The 17,819-nt window shown below is 66.2% G+C and carries 10 protein-coding genes and 2 pseudogenes; 6 read left to right on the top strand and 6 right to left on the bottom strand.

Annotated features, from left to right (window positions below; translation table 11 throughout):
- A partial coding sequence (locus ACWV17_RS30080; RefSeq protein WP_455362153.1) for an amino acid adenylation domain-containing protein occupies nucleotides 1–3,526 on the bottom strand: 3,526 nt, incomplete at its 3' end.
- A gap of 785 nt (nucleotides 3,527–4,311) precedes the next feature.
- Nucleotides 4,312–5,634 carry an aspartate aminotransferase family protein gene (locus ACWV17_RS30075; RefSeq protein ID WP_455356992.1) on the bottom strand — a complete coding sequence of 441 codons (1,323 nt, stop codon included), beginning with the start codon at nucleotides 5,632–5,634 and terminating at the stop codon, nucleotides 4,312–4,314.
- 83 nt (nucleotides 5,635–5,717) lie between these two features.
- Here ACWV17_RS30075 and ACWV17_RS30070 point away from each other — a divergent pair, with 83 nt between their 5' ends.
- Complete coding sequence (locus tag ACWV17_RS30070; protein ID WP_455356993.1) at nucleotides 5,718–6,653, top strand: LysR family transcriptional regulator; 936 nt, start codon at nucleotides 5,718–5,720, stop codon at nucleotides 6,651–6,653.
- Between the two features lie 35 nt (nucleotides 6,654–6,688).
- Here the strand turns inward: ACWV17_RS30070 and ACWV17_RS30065 are convergent, their stop codons facing one another.
- From ACWV17_RS30065 to ACWV17_RS30055, 3 genes and pseudogenes are all read right to left on the bottom strand, one after another.
- The gene (locus ACWV17_RS30065; protein ID WP_455362152.1) at nucleotides 6,689–7,456 is read right to left on the bottom strand and encodes a transposase; all 768 of its coding nucleotides are present in this window, start codon (nucleotides 7,454–7,456) and stop codon (nucleotides 6,689–6,691) included.
- Nucleotides 7,453–7,998: a hypothetical protein gene (locus ACWV17_RS30060; protein ID WP_455356995.1), complete on the bottom strand. Its 546-nt coding sequence runs from the start codon at nucleotides 7,996–7,998 to the stop codon at nucleotides 7,453–7,455. Before ACWV17_RS30060 ends, ACWV17_RS30065 begins: the two co-directional genes overlap by 4 nt.
- Before the next feature lie 18 nt (nucleotides 7,999–8,016).
- Nucleotides 8,017–8,289, bottom strand: a pseudogene (locus ACWV17_RS30055) (integrase core domain-containing protein); the annotation flags it as partial.
- Nucleotides 8,290–8,479: 190 nt separating this feature from the next.
- Here ACWV17_RS30055 and istA point away from each other — a divergent pair.
- The 3 genes and pseudogenes from istA to ACWV17_RS30040 form a co-directional block, all read left to right on the top strand.
- On the top strand, nucleotides 8,480–9,829 hold the full coding sequence (gene istA / locus ACWV17_RS30050) for an IS21 family transposase (RefSeq protein ID WP_455362151.1): 1,350 nt from the start codon (nucleotides 8,480–8,482) through the stop codon (nucleotides 9,827–9,829).
- Nucleotides 9,826–10,599, top strand: coding sequence for an IS21-like element helper ATPase IstB (gene istB / locus ACWV17_RS30045; RefSeq protein WP_455362150.1), 774 nt, complete (start codon nucleotides 9,826–9,828; stop codon nucleotides 10,597–10,599). Before istA ends, istB begins: the two co-directional genes overlap by 4 nt.
- A gap of 293 nt (nucleotides 10,600–10,892) precedes the next feature.
- Nucleotides 10,893–11,915 (top strand): annotated as a pseudogene (locus ACWV17_RS30040) (IS1380 family transposase); the annotation flags it as partial.
- A 1,700-nt stretch (nucleotides 11,916–13,615) separates the two neighbouring features.
- On the opposite strand, the gene ACWV17_RS30035 reads toward ACWV17_RS30040, so the two are convergent.
- Nucleotides 13,616–15,058, bottom strand: a complete 1,443-nt coding sequence (locus ACWV17_RS30035; protein ID WP_455362155.1) for an NF041680 family putative transposase — start codon at nucleotides 15,056–15,058, stop codon at nucleotides 13,616–13,618.
- 185 nt (nucleotides 15,059–15,243) lie between these two features.
- Here ACWV17_RS30035 and ACWV17_RS30030 point away from each other — a divergent pair, with 185 nt between their 5' ends.
- Both ACWV17_RS30030 and ACWV17_RS30025 read left to right on the top strand, forming a co-directional pair.
- Nucleotides 15,244–16,455, top strand: coding sequence for an IS4 family transposase (locus ACWV17_RS30030; protein WP_455362149.1), 1,212 nt, complete (start codon nucleotides 15,244–15,246; stop codon nucleotides 16,453–16,455).
- 420 nt (nucleotides 16,456–16,875) lie between these two features.
- A protein-coding gene (locus ACWV17_RS30025) for an IS5 family transposase (RefSeq protein ID WP_455362148.1) occupies nucleotides 16,876–17,666 on the top strand; the annotation gives its coding sequence in 2 pieces (ribosomal slippage) (nucleotides 16,876–17,193 and nucleotides 17,196–17,666; 789 coding nt in all).
- Nucleotides 17,667–17,819: the final 153 nt, after the last annotated feature.

Below are 17,819 nucleotides of genomic sequence, written 5' to 3'. Positions count from 1 at the left end.
CGGCCGACACATCCCGCGCCAACGGCCCCATCGACCATCCGTCACCGGCAATGTGATGCACCACCATCACCAGCACACAGTCACCCGGCCCCACCCGCAGCAGCCGCGCCCGCAAAGGAAGCTCAGCCGCCAGATCGAACGCATGACCCGCCAGCTCGGCAACCACCCCCGCCACACCCTCCTGCCCCACCTCGACCACCGGCAGATCGAAAGAGGCCTTTTCGGGCGGGAGTATGTGCTGATACGGCTGCCCGTCCACGGTGGTGAACACCGTACGCAGCACCTCGTGCCTGCCCACCAGATCACCCAAGGCATACGTCAGCGCGTCGACATCCAGCGCCCCGGTCAACCGCAGAGCGAGGGGAATGTTGTACGTCGCCGACGGGCCCTCCAGCTCACCCAGGAACCACAACCGCTGCTGCGCGAACGACAACGGCACCCGCCCCGGCCGCTCCACCCGCACCAGCGGTTGCCTCCCTGGCCCGGAGGAGATCAACCGGACCGCCAGAGCATCCGGGGTGGGCGCCTCGAACAGCGTCCGAATCGATACCTCCGCCCCGAAGACCGAACGGATGCGGCTCACCACCCGGGTGGCCAGCAGCGAGTGGCCGCCCAGCTCGAAGAAGTTGTCCTCCACCCCGACCGTCGGCAGGCCCAGGACCTCGGCGAACACCGAACACAGGATCTCTTCCTGCACCGTTGCCGGCCCACGCGCACTGTTTGTCGGCTGATAGTTGGGAGCGGGCAGGACCTTGCGGTCCAGCTTGCCGTTCACCGTCAACGGCAGCGTATCCAACACCACCAGCGCAGAGGGCACCATGTACTCCGGAAGCAGAGCACCGAGGTGGGCGCGCAGAACAGAGGTGTCGCAACCACCACTGCGACCGCCGGCGGGAACGAGGTAGCCCACCAGGCGCTTGTCTCCAGGCTGGTCCTCACGCACAACCACCGCCGCCTGGGCCACCGACGGATGCGCAGTCAGCGCCGCCTCGACCTCACCCAACTCGATCCGGAAACCCCGAACCTTCACCTGATCATCGGTACGGCCCAGATACTCCAGTCGCCCATCAGCGGTCCACCGGACCAGGTCACCCGTACGGTACATCCGCTCACCAGGAGTGCCATACGGGCTCGCGACAAACCGCTCCGCCGACAACCCCGGCCGACCCAGATATCCCCGCGCAAGCTGAACACCGGCGAGGTACAACTCACCCGCCACACCCGGCGGCACCGGCCCCAAGGCCGCATCCAACACATAGACCTGCGTGTTCCACACCGGGCGCCCGATGGGAACACCGCTCCTGCTGGTGTCACCGTCGAAGGACCATGCGGTGACCTCCACTGATGCCTCGGTGGGTCCGTAGAGATTGTGGAGTGGAACGTCTATCAGCTTCGAGAACTGTTCGGCGAGGTCACTGGGGAGCGCTTCCCCGCTGCAGAACACAGCTCGCAGGTCGGCACAGGCAGCGGCGGCCGGTTCACGGAGGAAGACCTGCAGCAGGGACGGGACGAAGTGCGCGATCGTGACACGTTCACGCTGGATCAACTCGGCCAGGTACCTGGGATCGCGGTGGCCGGCGGGCTTGGCGACAACCATCGTTGCACCCTGCAGGAGCGGCCAGAAGAACTCCCGTACCGACACATCGAAACCGAAGGGAGTTTTCTGCAGTACCCGATCCGCGGCCGTCAAGTGATAGGTGCCCTGCAGCCAGGTCAGCCAGTTGACGACACCCGCATGGGGGATCGCGACACCCTTCGGCCGTCCGGTCGAACCCGAGGTGTGGATGACATATGCGGTGTGAGCGGGCAGCAGGGCAGCGCGGCGCTCGGCGTTGGTGGGGTCGGTGTCCACGAGGCCTTCACATGCGGTGATGGTCGCGGGGTCATCGACGGCCACCATCGGTGGGTGGGTGCCGGTGAGGCGGCAGGCCAGGTCCGTGCTGGTCAGCACCAGAATAGGCTGCGCGTCGTCGCAAACGTGAGTGATGCGGTCGGAGGGGTAGTCGGGGTCCACAGGTACATATGCCGCGCCGGCCTTCACCACCGCGAGGAGTGCGACCACCAGGTCGAGGGATCGGTGCATCATCACCGCGACCAGCGCATCAGGTCCCGCGCCCCGACCGATCAGGAGTCGGGCGAGGCGGTTGGCCCGCGCGTTGAGGTCTGCGTAGGTCACCTCGGCACCTTCGAAGACCACCGCTACCGCGTCCGGCGTGCGGGCAGACTGGGACTGGAAGAGGTCTGGCAGCGTTGCTGCCGGCACCTCCCGGGCGGTGTCGTTCCAGCTCTCGAGAATGAGGCGCTGTTGTGAACGGTTCATCAAGGTAATCTGGTGTATGCGTTCCTCCGCAGCGGAACGCGCCATCCAGTTCATTACGTCAAGGAATTTGGCAGCATGCTCATGCAATGCAGCCCGACTGTAAAGATCAGGGTTGGCTTCTACGACCACAGACATGCTGCCGTCGGATGACCTGTCATAAACCGAGATCGATAGATCGTTGAAGTTTATGCCGCCGAGACTGCGTGCGGCGCTGGAAGCCTCACCGAATTTCACATCGTAGTCAAAGGAGACGACATTGACCAGTAGGGGGTAGAGTCCGGTCCGCCCTACCAGCTTGAGGTCCCTCAGAATATCCTCATAGCGGTATCGCTGATGACGCAAGGCATCTCGCACTCCGCGAGACACCTGCTTCACCAGTTCCCTCACGGTAGCATTCGGTCGCACCGCGAGGCGCAGGGGAATGATATTGGCTGTCCTTCCCGGGATGTTGCGAAGTCCGATTTTCCGGCCCATGACGGGAACTCCGAGGATGATGTCCTCTTGTCCCGTTGTGCGGTGCAGGAAGGCGGCGCTAGTGGCGATGGCCAGACCCGATATGCTGGTTCCCAAGCGACGTGCATAGCTTCTGAGTTCTGCGGCGACATCGGGAGAAATGTGAAGCGTGTGGCGCGCCAGTTCGCGAGGCGCATTGCAGGGCTCACGGCCGCTCAAGCTGATCGTTTGAGGGTGATCGGAAAGCCGCTCCGTCCAGTACTGTCTGTCGGTTTCGATTTCCGCGGACGACCGGTACTCGTTATCAGCGTCCATCAACACCGAAGCTGACGCAAATGCATTATCCTGGACGTGTTCGCCAGCCAGTAGCGCCGTATAAACCGTAGCCACCCGAGAGGCTATCAGGGATCCAGCGAGTCCGTCCGCGATGATGTGGTGAAGCCGCTGATACCAGAAGAAGAGCCCTTCACCGACCTTGAACAGCGCGTGAGTGAAGAGTTCATCACCCTGGAGAAACACTGGACGTCCCATGTCCGCCCGCATCCAACTCTCCGCGCCGGATCGGGGATCTTCCTCACCGCTCACGTCGATCATATGAAACAGCCAGTCGCTGCGCAGATCAAAGTACTGCCGAGGGGCTTCTGCGGTCGCCTCAAAACGCAGGTGAAAACAGTCGAGCTCTTGGACGCTTTTTCGCACGGCGGTCTCGAAAAGGTCCGCATCCACGTTTCCGTGAATCTCCAGTATATTCACCCATGTTGTAAATCGGACTATTCGGATTCAGCTCTTGTGCATGCCATACACCAAGTTGTCCGGCCATCAGCTCACGCCGACCATCATGCGATCCAGACATATCTACACCTCGGTCGGCGCTCGCGCTCCACTGCGGGAGCCGGTATAAGCAATCTGAGAGAAATGTTGATTCATTTCACCCTCTCAAGTCGGGCTTGAAAAGATGAACCTTGAATTGTGAGATCTGAACGAGATCGAAGCCCGTTGACGAAGCTCGTCGCATCCTTTTACCTCAAGAGGCAGAGCGGGCCGCACGCAGCAGGTTGTTGTAAGCCCGCCGCAGGTGCTTGGCAACGGGGCAAGGCCGTGCGGACGCCTGACACTGTCGACATGAGTCTCGATGCACGTCATAATCTTCACGCGCTTGGTCGACGTGTGGCTGCATTGAGAACTCCTGAGGTGGGGAGGAAAAGGTGGATAGGAAACAGGGAAAGGTCTTGTGGCGGTCGAGAAGCTCACCGTTGCAGGGCGTGAAACCTTTCTAGGCAAGCCCGTACAGTGATCGGGTTTTCAGATGCCCGGACGGTGTTACCCGACGCCGCATACGGCCTGCAGCCCGTGCGCGTGTTGCCACATCAAAGTCACCGGATACGTTGTCCGCACTGGCCGGCAGATCCGGCGGTGCCGCGGCCGCTGCAGGATCGTTCACGTGACCGCAGGCCGCGCACTGGTGAAGAACCACCTACCTCGCGTTCTCAGCAGGAGGTGAAGTGGGCTATCGGTCAGTGGGGGCGGACGGTAATCCACTATTGGAGCCCTTCTTTCTTTGTCGCGTCAGCGAGGGCTTGGTCCAGGATGTCGACCCCTCGGGCGATTTCCTCGTCGCTCGCCGTCAACGGCGGCGCGATGCGAAAAGTGCCTCCCATACCCGGAAGCTGAACGATGTTCATGTGCAGACCGAGTTCCAAGCATCGCTGGGTCACCGCGGCGCCGATAAGGTCGGCGCCCCCGCGCCCCGTCTCGCGGTCGTCTACCAGCTCGACCCCCAGAAGCAGGCCCCGGCCGCGAACGTCGCCCACGACGGCGTGGCGCGCCTTGAGCGCGCCGAGGCTGTCGTGAAGCCTGCCGCCCAGCTCTCGTGCGCGACGATCAAGGCCCTCTTCGGCCAGTACGTCCAGGACCGAGAGGCCCACAGAGGCGGGCAGCGGATCATTGGCGTGCGTGGTGAAGAACAGGAACCCGCGCTCGTGAGCCTGGTGCTCGATCTCGGAGTTGGTGATCACGGCGGCCAGGGGAAGTCCTGCGCCAAGCGTTTTGGACAGCGTGAGAATGTCCGGCACGACGCCTTCGTGCTCGAGCGCGTACCAATCGCCCGTGCGGCACAGGCCAGTCTGGGCCTCGTCGAGGATCAGCAGCATGCCTCGCTCGCGGCACTTGTGTGCCAGCGCCGCGAGATATCCTGGCGGGAGCTCGATGACGCCGCCTGAGCTGAGGATCGGCTCGACCAGGCACGCGGCGAGACTGCCGACCGACTGGGCGTCGATCAGGTCGAATGCCAGATCGAGTTGGCGCTGCCAGTCCAGAGACCCGTCCGGTCCGACGATGTCGGGATGGAAGCGGTCCGGCACCGGCAGTGCGAAGTTGCCGGGCGCGGCGGGCCCATACCCTTTGCGGCCCGCACCATACGTGGCGTTTGCAGCTGCCTGCGTCATTCCGTGCCAAGAGCGGGCGAAGGACACGATCTCGTGACGGCCAGTGACCAGTTTCGCCATGCGCACGGCCGCTTCGTTTACTTCCGCTCCCGTCGTGAGCAGCAGCACCTTGTCCAGCGGGCTCGGCAGCGTATCGGCAAGCCGGCGGGTGAGTTCGAGGACCGGGCGGCTCAGCATGCCGCTGTGCAGATGGTCCAGTTGGCCGATCTGCTTGCGCACGGTCTCCACGACCCTGGGGTGGGAGTGGCCGAGGATCGCGCTCATCTGACCGGAGGTGAAGTCGAGCAGCTCACGGCCGCTCTCAGTGAAAACCGACGTGCCGACCGCTCTCACGATGACCTCTAGCGAGAAGGCGGCGCGGCCGCTGTAGCGGATGAGGTGGCGCTCAAGGTCCGCACCGGACTGGTCCAGGGTCATGCGGTCACGGTAGGTGTGCGCGGCGAAGTGCGTCCATCGCGCAGTTGTGACCAGCCTGTACGGCAAAGCCGTACAATGGAGCGGTGCTGAACACCAGTCGTCTTCACTTGCTCAGCCTGTTGGAGACCCTCGGCACCATCCGTGCGGTCGCCGAAACGCAGCACCTCAGTGCCTCAAGCGTGTCTCAGCAACTCGCGGTGCTGGAGCGTGAGACCCGATGCCAGCTCCTCATACGGATCGGTCGACGGGTGCAGTTGACTCCGGCCGGCCTGCTGCTGGCGCGACGGGGGCGTGACATCCTCGATCAGATCGCCGAGGTCGAGGCCGAGCTGAAGGCTTTGAACGGCGAGCCGGCCGGAACCGTCCGGCTGGGAGCCTTTCAGAGCGCGATCTACACTCTGGCGGTGCCGGCGGCGACCCATCTCGCAACGACCCATCCCCAACTGCACCTTGAGCTGGTCGAACTGGAGCCGCACGAGAGCGGTCCGGCACTGCGCTCAGGTGAAGTGGACATGGTCGTGACGAGCGCCGACCACGGAGGTCTCGCCTCGCGATCCGACCTCGACATCATTCCGCTGGGCAACGATCCGGTCGTCCTGGTCTTGCCTCGGGGCCATCCCCTCGCTGCCCGAACCACGGTCGATCTGGCGTCTTGTGCTGAGGAGTCCTGGGCCTGTGACCGGCCGCAGTCCTACATGGCCGATCTCACCCAGCAACTGTGCCGGAAATCAGGGTTCGAGCCCAGAGTGGTGTGCCGCTTCAACAACTATCTGATGCTGCTGCGCCATGTCGCATCAGGCCAATCCGTGGCCTTGCTGCCTCTGCTTGCGTTGACGTCGGATCAGGGGGTCGTCGCCCGAGAGCTCAGCCCGCCGGTGCACCGCAGTATCTCTCTCGCGGTACGACGAAGCACCAGGCAGCGCGCCGCCATCACGGCGGTGATCTCGGCGCTGCGCGAGCACTCTTTCATCCCCGCTCTCTGCGCACCCGAGTCACTCGCAGAACAGACCGAGCCCTGAGCTTGACTCTGTCGGGGATCTTGGAGGCGTCGAGTTCATCTGCCGAGGGTTCGCCAGGAGGTGCGCCGGAGGATCTTGTGCTGGTCGAGGTAGTTCTGGAAGGCCGTCGGTTGTCGGGGCGGAGGACCTCCTTCGGCCGAAGGTAGTCCGCTGAGGCGTTCGATGTTGACGGCGATCGCGGTCAGGACGTGTTGGACGTGGGCTTTGCTCTGGCCTCGGTAGCGGCAGCGTCGCATGCCATGGCCGTGGGCGAACTCACTGACCGTGCCTTCCACCCCAGAGCGCACGGCGTATCGGATCTTCCACTCGGGGGTCTGTTGCTCGGTGCGGACGCGAAGTTGCAGGTCTCGGAGTTCGCGTGGGGGAAAGCCCACGGTGCGGACGTTTTCCCGTGAGGTCGTGCACTGAGTGCGGGCGGGGCAGGGCTGACACTGGCCCTTGGCGAATTTCGCCACGATCAGCGGAGCCGCGGTGGGCGAGGACGTCGGGTAGGGGGCGTGCCAGCCCCGGCTGACCTGCCCTTGGGGACAGGTCACCTGCCTGCGGTCGTAGTCGATGTGGAAGTCGTCGCGGGCGAAGCCCTCGCCCTGGCGATGCTGCCGGGTGGGGTTTGCCGGCAGTGGTCCGGTGACGGTGACCTGGTGGTCCCGGGCGGCTTGTTCCAGGTGGACCAGGGAGGTGTAGCCGCTGTCGACCAGGTGCTCGGCGGGCAGCAGGCCGCGGCGCCGCAGACGTGTGTGGATGCCGGGCAGGACCTGGCTGTCGTGGGTGGTGGCCGCGGTGGTGGCCACGTCCGTGATCACGTTGGGGCGTCCGGAGCGCAGGTCTCGGTCAGATGAGCGGCGAACCCTCTCCAGCTGATGATGTGTCCGTGGCGTGCGTAGCGGGCCGAGGTGTCGTAGGGCGAGACGATCGCCCGGGACGAGGGCGGCAGACCCGGTCCGCCGTCCTCGTCGGTGCGCCAGAGCAGGCGGCCCGCGGCGTCGCGGTAGTAGTTCTGCACCATGATCTGGCGCAGGGCCTGGACGCGGGGGCCGGACGCCCGGCCTGTCCCGTGCCGGCGGAGGTGTTCCAGGAGCCGGACGGCGTCGTTTCCGGGGGCGAGGATCCTGGTCTTGGGCTTGGTGGGGTTCTTGCCCAGGCGGACCGGTCGGCCGTAGCGGTGCCCCCACTCCTCGTCGACCAGGCCGTCCAGCAGGTGGCCGGCGGTGCTGGCGACCTCCTCCAGTGCGGCACGTACCGCTTCGGTGATCAGTTCCAGTCGGGTCAGGTCGCGCACCGCGGCCAGGACGTGGGTGGAGTCGGTGCGCTGCGTGGTGTGAGGTGACCCCCGGAGTGTGGACACAGGGGTTCATGCTGCGAGTCAGAGTTTAGCTGTCTTGTGGTGCTGCTGTTCGAACTCCATCGGGGAGAGGTAGGAGAGCGCGCTGTGGCGTCGGCGGGCGTTGTAGTAGGTGAGCCACTGGAAGATCTCCAGCCTCGCCTGCCGCATCGTCAAGAACAGCTTCCCGTACATCGTTTCTCGCTTCAGTCCCTGCCAGAAACTCTCGGCCAGGGCGTTGTCGTAACTCGAGCCGACCCTGCCCATGCTCCTGCGGATGCCATGCAGGTCGCAGACCTGGGCGAACGCGGCCGAGTGTCGGCGTACAAGTGAACGTGCACCACCTCGTACGAATGAGAGTGCACCGTTCTTGATGCGTTGAAAGGCCGTGGCCGGGAGCCTGCTGTCGTCGGTTGGGATCGGCGGAGGGCGGCTGACAGTGGTGTTGGACCCGCATCGGTGGCTGGAGCTGAGGCGGTTTCGCGGTCTGTACGAGTCTGGTGCGATGAGCCTGCGGGAGATCGCGAAGGAGACCGGGCTGAACCGTCGCACGGTCGCCAAGTACCTGTCGGGTGAGGTTCCGGTTGCTCCACCGAAGAGGGCTGCGAACGGTCAGCCGCGTCAGCGGGTGGTGGACGAGGTCGCGCCGCTAATCGATGCGATGTTGCGGGCCGAGATCCTGCTTAAGGCCGCGGTCATCCATGAGCGGTTGGCCAGGGAGTACGGGTTCACGGGCAACTACCAGCGCGTGAAGCTCTACGTTCAGGAAGCCCGACCGCGGATCGCCGGAGAGCTCGGCATTACGCCTCGGGAACTGGCGGGCATGCACCGCCGGTTCGAGGTGGTGCCCGGAGCTCAGGCCCAGGTGGACTGGGGGGATGAGGGCAAGATCCTCGCCCATGTCGGGGTCCCGAAGGTCTACTCGTTCCACATGACGCTGTCGTACTCGCGAGACCCGTTCTGCTGCTTCACCACCAGCCAGGACCTGGCGACCTTCTTCGCCTGCCACCGTCAGGCGTTTGCCCATTTCGGCGGTGTTCCCATGTCGATCGTCTACGACCGGACCAAGACCGTGGTCCGCCGGCATGTCGCCCCTGGTGAGGCCGTTCCGCTGCATCCGGAGGCGGTCGCATTCGCCGGGCACTACGACTTCGACCCCGACGTCCTGGCCGCTTACCGGCCCACTGGGAAGGGCCGGGTCGAGCGCCAGGTCCTGATCATCCGCGACTACGTCATGGCCGGACGCGCCTTCTCCTCCATCGAGGAACTGAACGCCGCCTTCACCGCCTGGGTTCCGCTGCGGCGGGCCAAGGTCCACGGCACCCACGGCGAGGTCATCGGACTGCGGGCGGTCCGCGATCACATGGCCCTCCGCCCACTGCCGGCCACTCCATACGTGGTCGCCCAGCGACACCTCCGCTACGTCGGCAAGGACTGCCTCGTCGCGTTTGAAGCGAACCTCTACTCGGTGCCGGCTCTACGGATCCGCCCGCGGCAGCTGGTCGAGATCAGGGCCACGAAGTCCCAGGTCATCCTCCATGCCACCACACCCGACCGCCAGGGAGAAACCCTGCTGGCCACCCACCCGCGGGCAGTTGGCCGCGGCGCCCGGGTCGTGGACGAGCGGCACTGGGACGGTCTGCCCACCGGAGCCGGCCGCCGCGTCATGGCGGGCGGAGACCTGCCCGCGCCCCGCCGGCAGGACAGCGGGTCGGAGGCGGGATCGCTGGAGGCCCTGTTGAACCGGGCTGCGGCCAGCCGGATCGAGGTCGGGCGCCGACCTTTGTCGGTCTATGACGAGCTGACCGGCACCCGCCCATTCACCACCCGTTCCCAGAGCAAGGACACGTCTTGAGCGAGCTGACCGGAAACCGCATCCGCAGCACGGCCGCCAAGCTGGGCCTGCCCCACCTGGCCGAGGCCCTGACCCAATACGCTCAGCGGGCTGACGAGGCCAAGATGGGCTACCTCGACTTCATCGACCTGGTCCTCTCCGAGGAACTCGCCGTCCGTGACGACCGACGCTTCCGCCAGGGCCTGAGGCTCTCTCGGCTGCCGCACCACAAGACACTCGATGAATATGACTTCTCGTTCCAGCCGGAGCTCGATCCCCGCAAGGTCAAAGATCTCGCCACCCTCTCGTTCGTCGAGGCCAAGGCCAACGCTGCCCTGCTCGGGCCGCCGGGGGTGGGCAAGACACACATCGCCGTCGCTCTCGCCGTCGCGGCCTGCCGGGCCGGCTACTCGATCTACTTCACCAGCCTCGACGACATGGTCCGCAACCTCACCGCCGCCGAATCCGCAGGACGCCTGACCAGCAAACTCGGCAGCTACCTGCGGCCAGCCGTCCTTGTTCTGGACGAGGTTGGCTACCAGCCCCTCGCGCGAGCCGAGGCGAACCTGGTCTTCCAGGTCATCTCAAAGCGATACGAAAAGGGCTCGATCATTCTGACCTCGAACAAGACCTTCAGCGAATGGGGGCAGGTGTTCGGTGACGAGGTCCTGGCCACCGCCATCCTCGACCGCCTCCTCCACCACTGCGGAGTCATCTCCATCAACGGCCCAAGCTATCGCCTCAAGAACCGACTCACCGCCATCGAACGAGAACGAGACGACGCGGCCTGAGCTTGTTTCGCGCTTCCGGCCCTTGTCAGACCCCGCGTTTAGAGTTCGGCGAGATGGGGCCGGTTCCGAGGCCGCCAGCACTGCAGAACGGCAGCCTCCCTGGTCTGCGCGGGGGTGGTTTCGGCCCAACCGGCGTCCAGGCATGTTGAGGGCCACGAGTGCAGCCTGCCAGCCCGGCCCCATCTCAGCCGATCGCCTGCCCTGTCCTTCGCGTCAAGACTGGTGCACATAACTCCGTACTCCGCGGAGCACTCAAAGGAGTACGCGGACACCAGGCGGAGGGCACTTTCTACGTGCAGGTTATCGGGTTGCGTCCCAAGGTCCAGGTCAGTGCCGATGGTTCGGGGGTGGTCGGTCATGCCGGGGCACGGTTGCTGGCAGATCTTGCCGATGCCACCGGGCTGACCGCCGCGTACTCCGCCGCGCTCGGGCCGCTTCGGCCACGCGGGACCGGACATGATCCGGGCCGGATCGCCACCGATCTCGCGGTGATGCTCGCCGACGGCGGCGAGGCCATCGCGGACCTGGCCGTGCTCCGGGACCAGCCAGGGATGTTCGGCCCTGTCGCCTCGACACCGACGGCCTGGCGGCTGCTCTCCGACGTTGACGAGACCGCCCTCGCCTCGCTGGCTTCTGCCCGCGCCCAAGCCCGGGAAGTCGCCTGGCTCCAGGCCGCCGAGCACGGCAAGGGCATCCCCGCAGCCCGGGCCGCGGGACGCACACTGCCCGGTCTGGTCCTGGACCTCGACGCCACGCTGATCACCTGCCACTCCGAGAAAGACCAGGCCGCGCCCACCTATAAGGGCGGCTTCGGCTACCACCCGTTGCTGTGCTTCCTGGCCAACACCGGCGAGGCACTGTCCGGCCGGCTGCGGCCCGGAAACGCCGGCGCCAACACCGCCACCGACCACGTCACCGTGCTCGACCAGGCACTCGCGCAGATCCCCGACGCCCACCGGCACGGCACCGACATCCTGATCCGCACCGACAGCGCCGGATCCGCGAAAGCCTTCCTCGCCCACGTCCGCGACCTGCGGAAACGAGGAATCCGTACCTTCTTCTCGGTCGGACACGCCATCACCGAGCCGCTCCGTCGGGCTATCCGGGCCATGCCCGACCGCCTCTGGCATCCCGCCCTGAACCAGGACGGGACGCTCCGTGAGGGCGCCGAGGTCGCCGAGCTGACCGACATGGTCGACCTGGACAGCTACCCAGCCGACACCCGCATCATCGTGGCGCCGCGAACGCCCGCACCCGGCGCCCAGCTGTCCCTGTTCGACCAGGACGAGGGCCTGCGACATCAGGTGTTCCTCACAAGACTCCGCACTTGAACTTCGTGTCACTTAGTGACGGAATCGCCTGGGCAGTGCAGCCAATCGAGTCGCCGCCGCCCGCACCATCACAGCGACGAACTCTCGCGGCAGGCCCCGCCGCTGCCGCGAAAGACGCCAGAGTCGGCCACGCTCCCCCTTTCCCGGATGAGGATGACCGTGAGTCAAGGCCGCATCGTCTGGGCGCGTTCGAACGAATCATCGACTTCTACATGCACCGCAACCCGCTCCAGTTCTCCCTGGTTGCCAAGTTGACCACGCACATCACGGCGACAGCCTTGACCTCGTCGCTGAGTGCTCTTCAGCGCCGGCATCCGATGCTCCGGGTCGCAGTCGATCGGGCCGCGCCCAAAGCCGTGTTCCGAGATCGAGGGCGCGATCCCCCTCGAAATGGTCCCGGTTGGCGCTCCCTGGCAATCCGTGGTCGCCGTCGAGCAGACCCGACCGATCCCCCGACACCAGGGCCCCTTGGCGCACGCCGTACTCGTCCCCGGGGGGTTCGCGATGCGCTGTCGTCGCAGGAAGACCTCCTCGCCCACCCTGGTGCAGCGGTCGATCTCGGAGGCGCGCCGAGCGGCACGCTTCCGGACGGCGACGAGCGGTTGAGTCCCGTCGGCGAACTCGTACCCTTCCCGGGCCTCAAGCCGCATGTGGACACGCTCGCTCTGGATGTGGCGCTGACCAAGCGCCTCATCCATCGTTGCCGCCTGGAGGACACACAGTGCATGTGTTCCGTCGACGAGGACGCGAATACGTGCGGGTGTTGAGCCCCATGGACTTGCGCCGTGCGGTCGGCCTGTCCGACGAGGTGGTGAACAGGTTCGCGGCTGCCCGGACGGGAAGTGGCGCAGACGATGCCCACGACTTCTGGACTCTCGCCCGAGGCCATGATGATGGCCGCCACCGCAGCCGACATCCAGATCACCAACCTAGGCGTTGCTGAAGTGGGTCACAGGAGCGTGAGCACCCGGTCCGTTCTGTGAGGGCCCACGCAGATCACTCAGCTGCGAGGAGAGCGCATTCTCGGCGTCATCACCGTCGGCGGCCGGCTGCGGATGACAGAACTCACCCACGACCCAGTCACCGCCTTCCTCCCCGAAATGACCGCTGTGCTGGCGGAAGCGTGCGTGGGAACACCTCGCGGGTGAATGCGGACTCCCGGCCCGATGGCCAGCCGGCATGCACAAATGACACCTGGCGGCGGCGCCAGGGCAACGGCACCTCGCCGCGCAAAAGTTCGCCGCAGGTTCGCGTACGGCACGTGCCTGCGGAGCGCCGTCCATGAAGAGGGCGGTGGGCGGCCAGTCAACCTGCGTTCGCTGTCGCCAACGCAGGCGAGGGGCACACTGATCCCAGTCGGGGCTTGCTTTTTCAGTCACTTAATGACATTCTCACTAGCGACCCACGGGGCATTGACGCTCCCGCCGAAGCCGACTCGTGCTCCGATGTCAGCTCAGCCGGGAAAGCTCAATCCCCCGAAACGATCCTCATTGGGTAGCGAGAAGACGGCTGATCCAGCAACAACGACCCACGTCAGCCGCACGACAGACCGCACCTGCCCTCGGCCCGTAACCCCCGTGCGGAACCCGGGGGCAGGTGCAGCTCCTCCCCCGGTCACTGAGTCGGTGACAGCGGCGGAACGGACGGGGTGGATGGTCAGCCAGGTGCTTGCCTCAGCATTGTGTTTAACCTCGCTGCCGTTTCAGGCGGACATGTTCGGTGAGGGTTTCGGCTCGTTTCACGGTCTTTCCGGGTTCGTGTCGTGGCGCTGGCCTGCGGTTTTTCGAGCCGGGTGGGCGTCCTGGCCCGGGCCGGGAGGGTTTGGGCACGCCGGCCGGACGGGCGGTCTTCGCGCGGAGGTGGCGGAACCCCCGGCGGACCCGGGCGGGGGTGAGCCGACGAGGTTCCGCTGGCCGCTCCCAGGGGCGGCGGAGGTCCTCGGCGAGGGGCCGGGCGAGGCGGAGTTGGGTGTGGGCGGCGATGATCAGCCACGTCCACAGGTCGGCGGTATGCGGGTCCCGGACCTTCGGGACGGTCCAGCCCAGGGTCTGCTTGAACAGCCGGAAAGTGTGCTCCAGGTCGAAGCGCCGCAGGAACGCCTGCCAGCGCAGGTCGACGTCCGCGCCGGTCATCCCGGTGCGCGAGGACCACAGCCACACCGGTTTCGGGTCGCGGTCGCCAGGCAGGTGCTCGACCTTCAGCCTGATCAACATGCCGTGGATCAACGGGAGTTCACCATGATGGTCGAGCCACGGGCCGCGCGCCGTCAGGCGCGGGTGCATCCGGTCCCAGGCGAGGGTCTCGGCCTTGCCGTAGCGGGTGGTGTCGCAGGTGGTGGCCTGGTCGGGGGTGTGCCAGGACTCCGGTTTGGCGAAGGTGAGGACACCGCCGTGCTTGCGGGGCTGTCCGCCGCGCGGAGTGGAACGGCGCGGGCCGGCGTCGCGGAGCATGACCCGGTCCGAGCGCAGCCGGCCAACCAGCTCGACGGGCAGATCCGCCAGAACGTAGGCGAGGCGGGTGACGTCGTAGCCGGAGTCCATGACGATGAGAATGTCTGGGTCACCGGGCTTCCACTGGTCGGCCCGCAGGAGCCGGGTGAAGACGTCGCGGAGCTGGGTGGCGGTCACCGCGGTGGCGTCGTCGGCCGGCCCCAGGCGGATCGCGTCCAGCACGGCTGTCCACGATGTCCGCCCTGTCTCCAGCGCGGCGACGAAGGAGTAGGGCCAGCCGGGGATGAACTGATCCGCACTGCGGCCTCGCCCGTAGACGTGGCAGAACAGGAGCTCCGGGCTGGTAGGGGCGTCGGGCCGCAGCCAGTTGCTCACATCGACGGCGAGGACGATCCGCCCGTCGGCCGCCCTCGGCAACGGAGTGGAGACCAGCAGCCTGCGCAGGCGACGCGGTTCCAGCCAGCCATGGTTGACCGCGTCGTACATCGCCCCGTGCACGCGCCGGTGCTCAGCCGCCAGCGTCAGCTCGGCCAGCGACGTCACCGTACCGTCCACGCACAGCACCGCATCGGTGAGCTCGAAGAGCGCGTCCGCACGGGAGTAGAGGCAGTCGTAGAACTCGACACGAAAGTGGGACAGCACGCTCAGCGCGGCGTCAGCGGGACCTGCAGAAGCCAGACTCTTCACAGCGGCCGTTCCTTCACGCGACGTTGCTCGACACTTCGAAGCGTGAAGAACGGCCGCCCTGCTGTCTCACGAAGAAGGCAAGATCAGCAGGTCAGGTGACCCGGCGAGGTTAAACACAATGCCGTTGACTTTGGGGTGATTTGGCGGTTCAACAGATACCAGGGGGGTGGTGTCCGATGGCCGCTCGGCTGGTGGACCGGATCGGGCTGGGAGACCTGACAGAGGTGTTCCCGCCGGAGCTGGTGGACGCGGTATTAGCGAAGTCCCGGGCGCGTGAGGTACGGGTGCGGCTGCTGCCGCCGAGGCTGATGGTGTACTTCGTGCTCGCGCGTGCGTTGTTCTCCGGCGAGCCGTACCGGGAGGTCTTACGGACGCTGGCCGAGGCGGTCCGGCGCGAGGACGGGTGGGGCGCCTGGCGGATCCCGGACAAGGCGGCGGTCTTCCGCGCCCGTCTGAACCTCGGGGTGGAGGTGCTGCGTGAGCTGCTGCTTCATGCCGGAGCGGCGGTGGCCGACGAGCGGACGCCAGGTGCTTTCTGGAGGGGCTTGCGGCTGATGGCGATCGACGGGACGACGCTGCAGGCCGCCGACACGGAGGCAAACGAGGCCGGTCTGGGGCGGCTGCGGACCAAGGCCGGTAAGGGACCCACCGGATATCCGCTGGCCCGGGTCGTGATCCTCGTCGAGTCGGGCACCCACGTGATCTGCGACGCCGCGGTCGACTCCTACCGGGTCAAGGAACGCGTCCTGGCCGAACGGCTCGCGGGCTCGCTCCGGCCGGGCATGCTGGTCCTGGCCGACCGCGGCCTGCCCGGAGCCCACCTGTGGCAGTACCTGATCGGCACAGGCGCCGACCTTCTGTGGCGAGTCCCCGGCATCTGGAAACTGCCCGTCGAGGACGTCCTCGCGGACGGTTCATGGATCTCTACGGTGAAGGGCGGCAGGGGCCGCAGCGTCCGCCCACCGCAGGACATCCGGGTCCGCGTGATCGAGTACAGCCTCGACATTCCCGGCCGTGACCAGGCCGAACGCTACAGGCTCATCACCACCCTCATGGACCCCGATGCGGCGCCGGCCGCCGAACTGGCCGCCCTCTACGGCGAGCGGTGGGAGGTGGAGAACACCCTCGCCGAACTGAAGACGACACAGATCGGCACCCGGACCGTCATGCCGAGCAAGAGCCCTGACCTGGTATTCCAGGAGATCTACGCACACCTGGTCCTCTACACCGGGCTGAGAGTCCTGATGCACAGAGCAGCGGTGAACCGCAGCGAACCCCTTGATCCGGACCGGCTCTCCTTCGCCGCGGCCCTACGGGCAGCCCGCCGGAGCATCACCTCGCTGAACAGGGATTTTCCCCCCTCAGCACCTTTCCGCGGTCGCCCGTGAACTCGAGGAAGAGATCAACCCGCCCCGCAGACTCCGGGCCGTGATCCGCCAGGCGAAGCGCAAGATGTCGCGCTTCCTGTCCTGGAACCCCGACCGGCCCCGGCCGCCTCAGCCGACCTGCCGACCCGCAGAAACCCTGCAGGTCATCGTGGCAGTCACACCCCCACCAGACCCCAAAGTCAGCGGCATTGAGGTTAAACACCAAGCTCAGTAGCTGTTGTCGTACCGATCTTGGAGTTTGTCGATCGAACGGGGGTCTCGATTGGGTGGTCGCGGGGTCCTCCAGCACCGTTCCCGACAGGCCGCGACCGCGTCCAGCGCGCTTCTGCGGGGCCGGTATCCATAGAACTCGTAACAGGATCTTGGTGAGATGTCCTGGTAGGCCGTGACCGGTGTGACGATTCGGCCGTTCGGGAGGGTGTGAGTACTCGGCCGTGGGTCGTGGATGATGACTTGTGGGCATTGATCGAGCCGCTGCTGCCGGCTTGGCCGGAGCAGTCTCCGGGGCCTCGGCCGTTGGCGGACCGGCTGTGTCTGCAGGGCATCCTGTACGTCCTCTACAACGACATCGCCTGGCAACTCCTGGCGCCGGAGCTGGGATTCGGCTCCGGGCAGACCTGCTGGCGACGGCTCGACCGGTGGCAGCAGGCGGGCGTCTTCGACCAACTGCACCGGGTCCTGCTTGCTGAGCTGAACGCGGCCGGCCGGCTCGACTGGTCCAGGGCCTGCGTGGATGGGTCCCACATCCGCGCGAAAACGGGGGCGCCGACACCGGTCCGTCGCCGGTCGACCGGCGGAAGACGGGCAGCAAACACCATCTGATCTGCGACGGACGCGGCGCCCCGCTCAAGGTCATCACGACCGCGGCGAACGTCGACGACGTCACCCAGACCCTCGCCCTGGTCGACAGCATCCCACCCGTGGCCGGCCGACCCGGCCGACCCCGCAAACGCCCCCGAGGCTCTCCTCGGCGACAGGGCTACGACTCCAACCCCAACCGCGAGGAGCTGCGTAAACGCCGGATCCTGCCCGTCATCTCCCGCAAGGGCGCCCCAAACATCAAGGGCATGGGCAAGCTCCGCTACGTCGTGGAGCAGACCTTCGCCCTGCTCCACCACTTCAAACGACTCGCCGTCCGCTGGGAACGCCGTACCGAACTCCATGACGCCTTCGTCTCCCTCGCCTGCAGCCTCATCTGCTGGCGCACGTAACGCTCCAAAATTGCTTCACCGCTGTTGACCTCGGCCGACGTGCTTGGCCAAGGATCGAGCGTGATCCAGAGTTCACGCTCGTACGCATGATCTACCTGCTCGCCAAACGGATCTTCGCTCCCCCCACGAGCCGAGGCGCACCGCCTTCCGCCA

Source organism: Streptomyces mabaensis (genome assembly GCF_053763515.1).
This window is presented reverse-complemented; position numbering and strand designations above follow the sequence as displayed.

Coding starts and splice junctions, on each gene's coding strand:
- ACWV17_RS30075 (WP_455356992.1), bottom strand. CDS start 5,634: ATGACCCTGGACCAGTCCGGTGCGGACCTTGAGCGCCACCTCATCCGC.
- istA (WP_455362151.1), top strand. CDS start 8,480: ATGAGCCTGCGGGAGATCGCGAAGGAGACCGGGCTGAACCGTCGCACG.
- ACWV17_RS30030 (WP_455362149.1), top strand. CDS start 15,244: ATGGCCGCTCGGCTGGTGGACCGGATCGGGCTGGGAGACCTGACAGAG.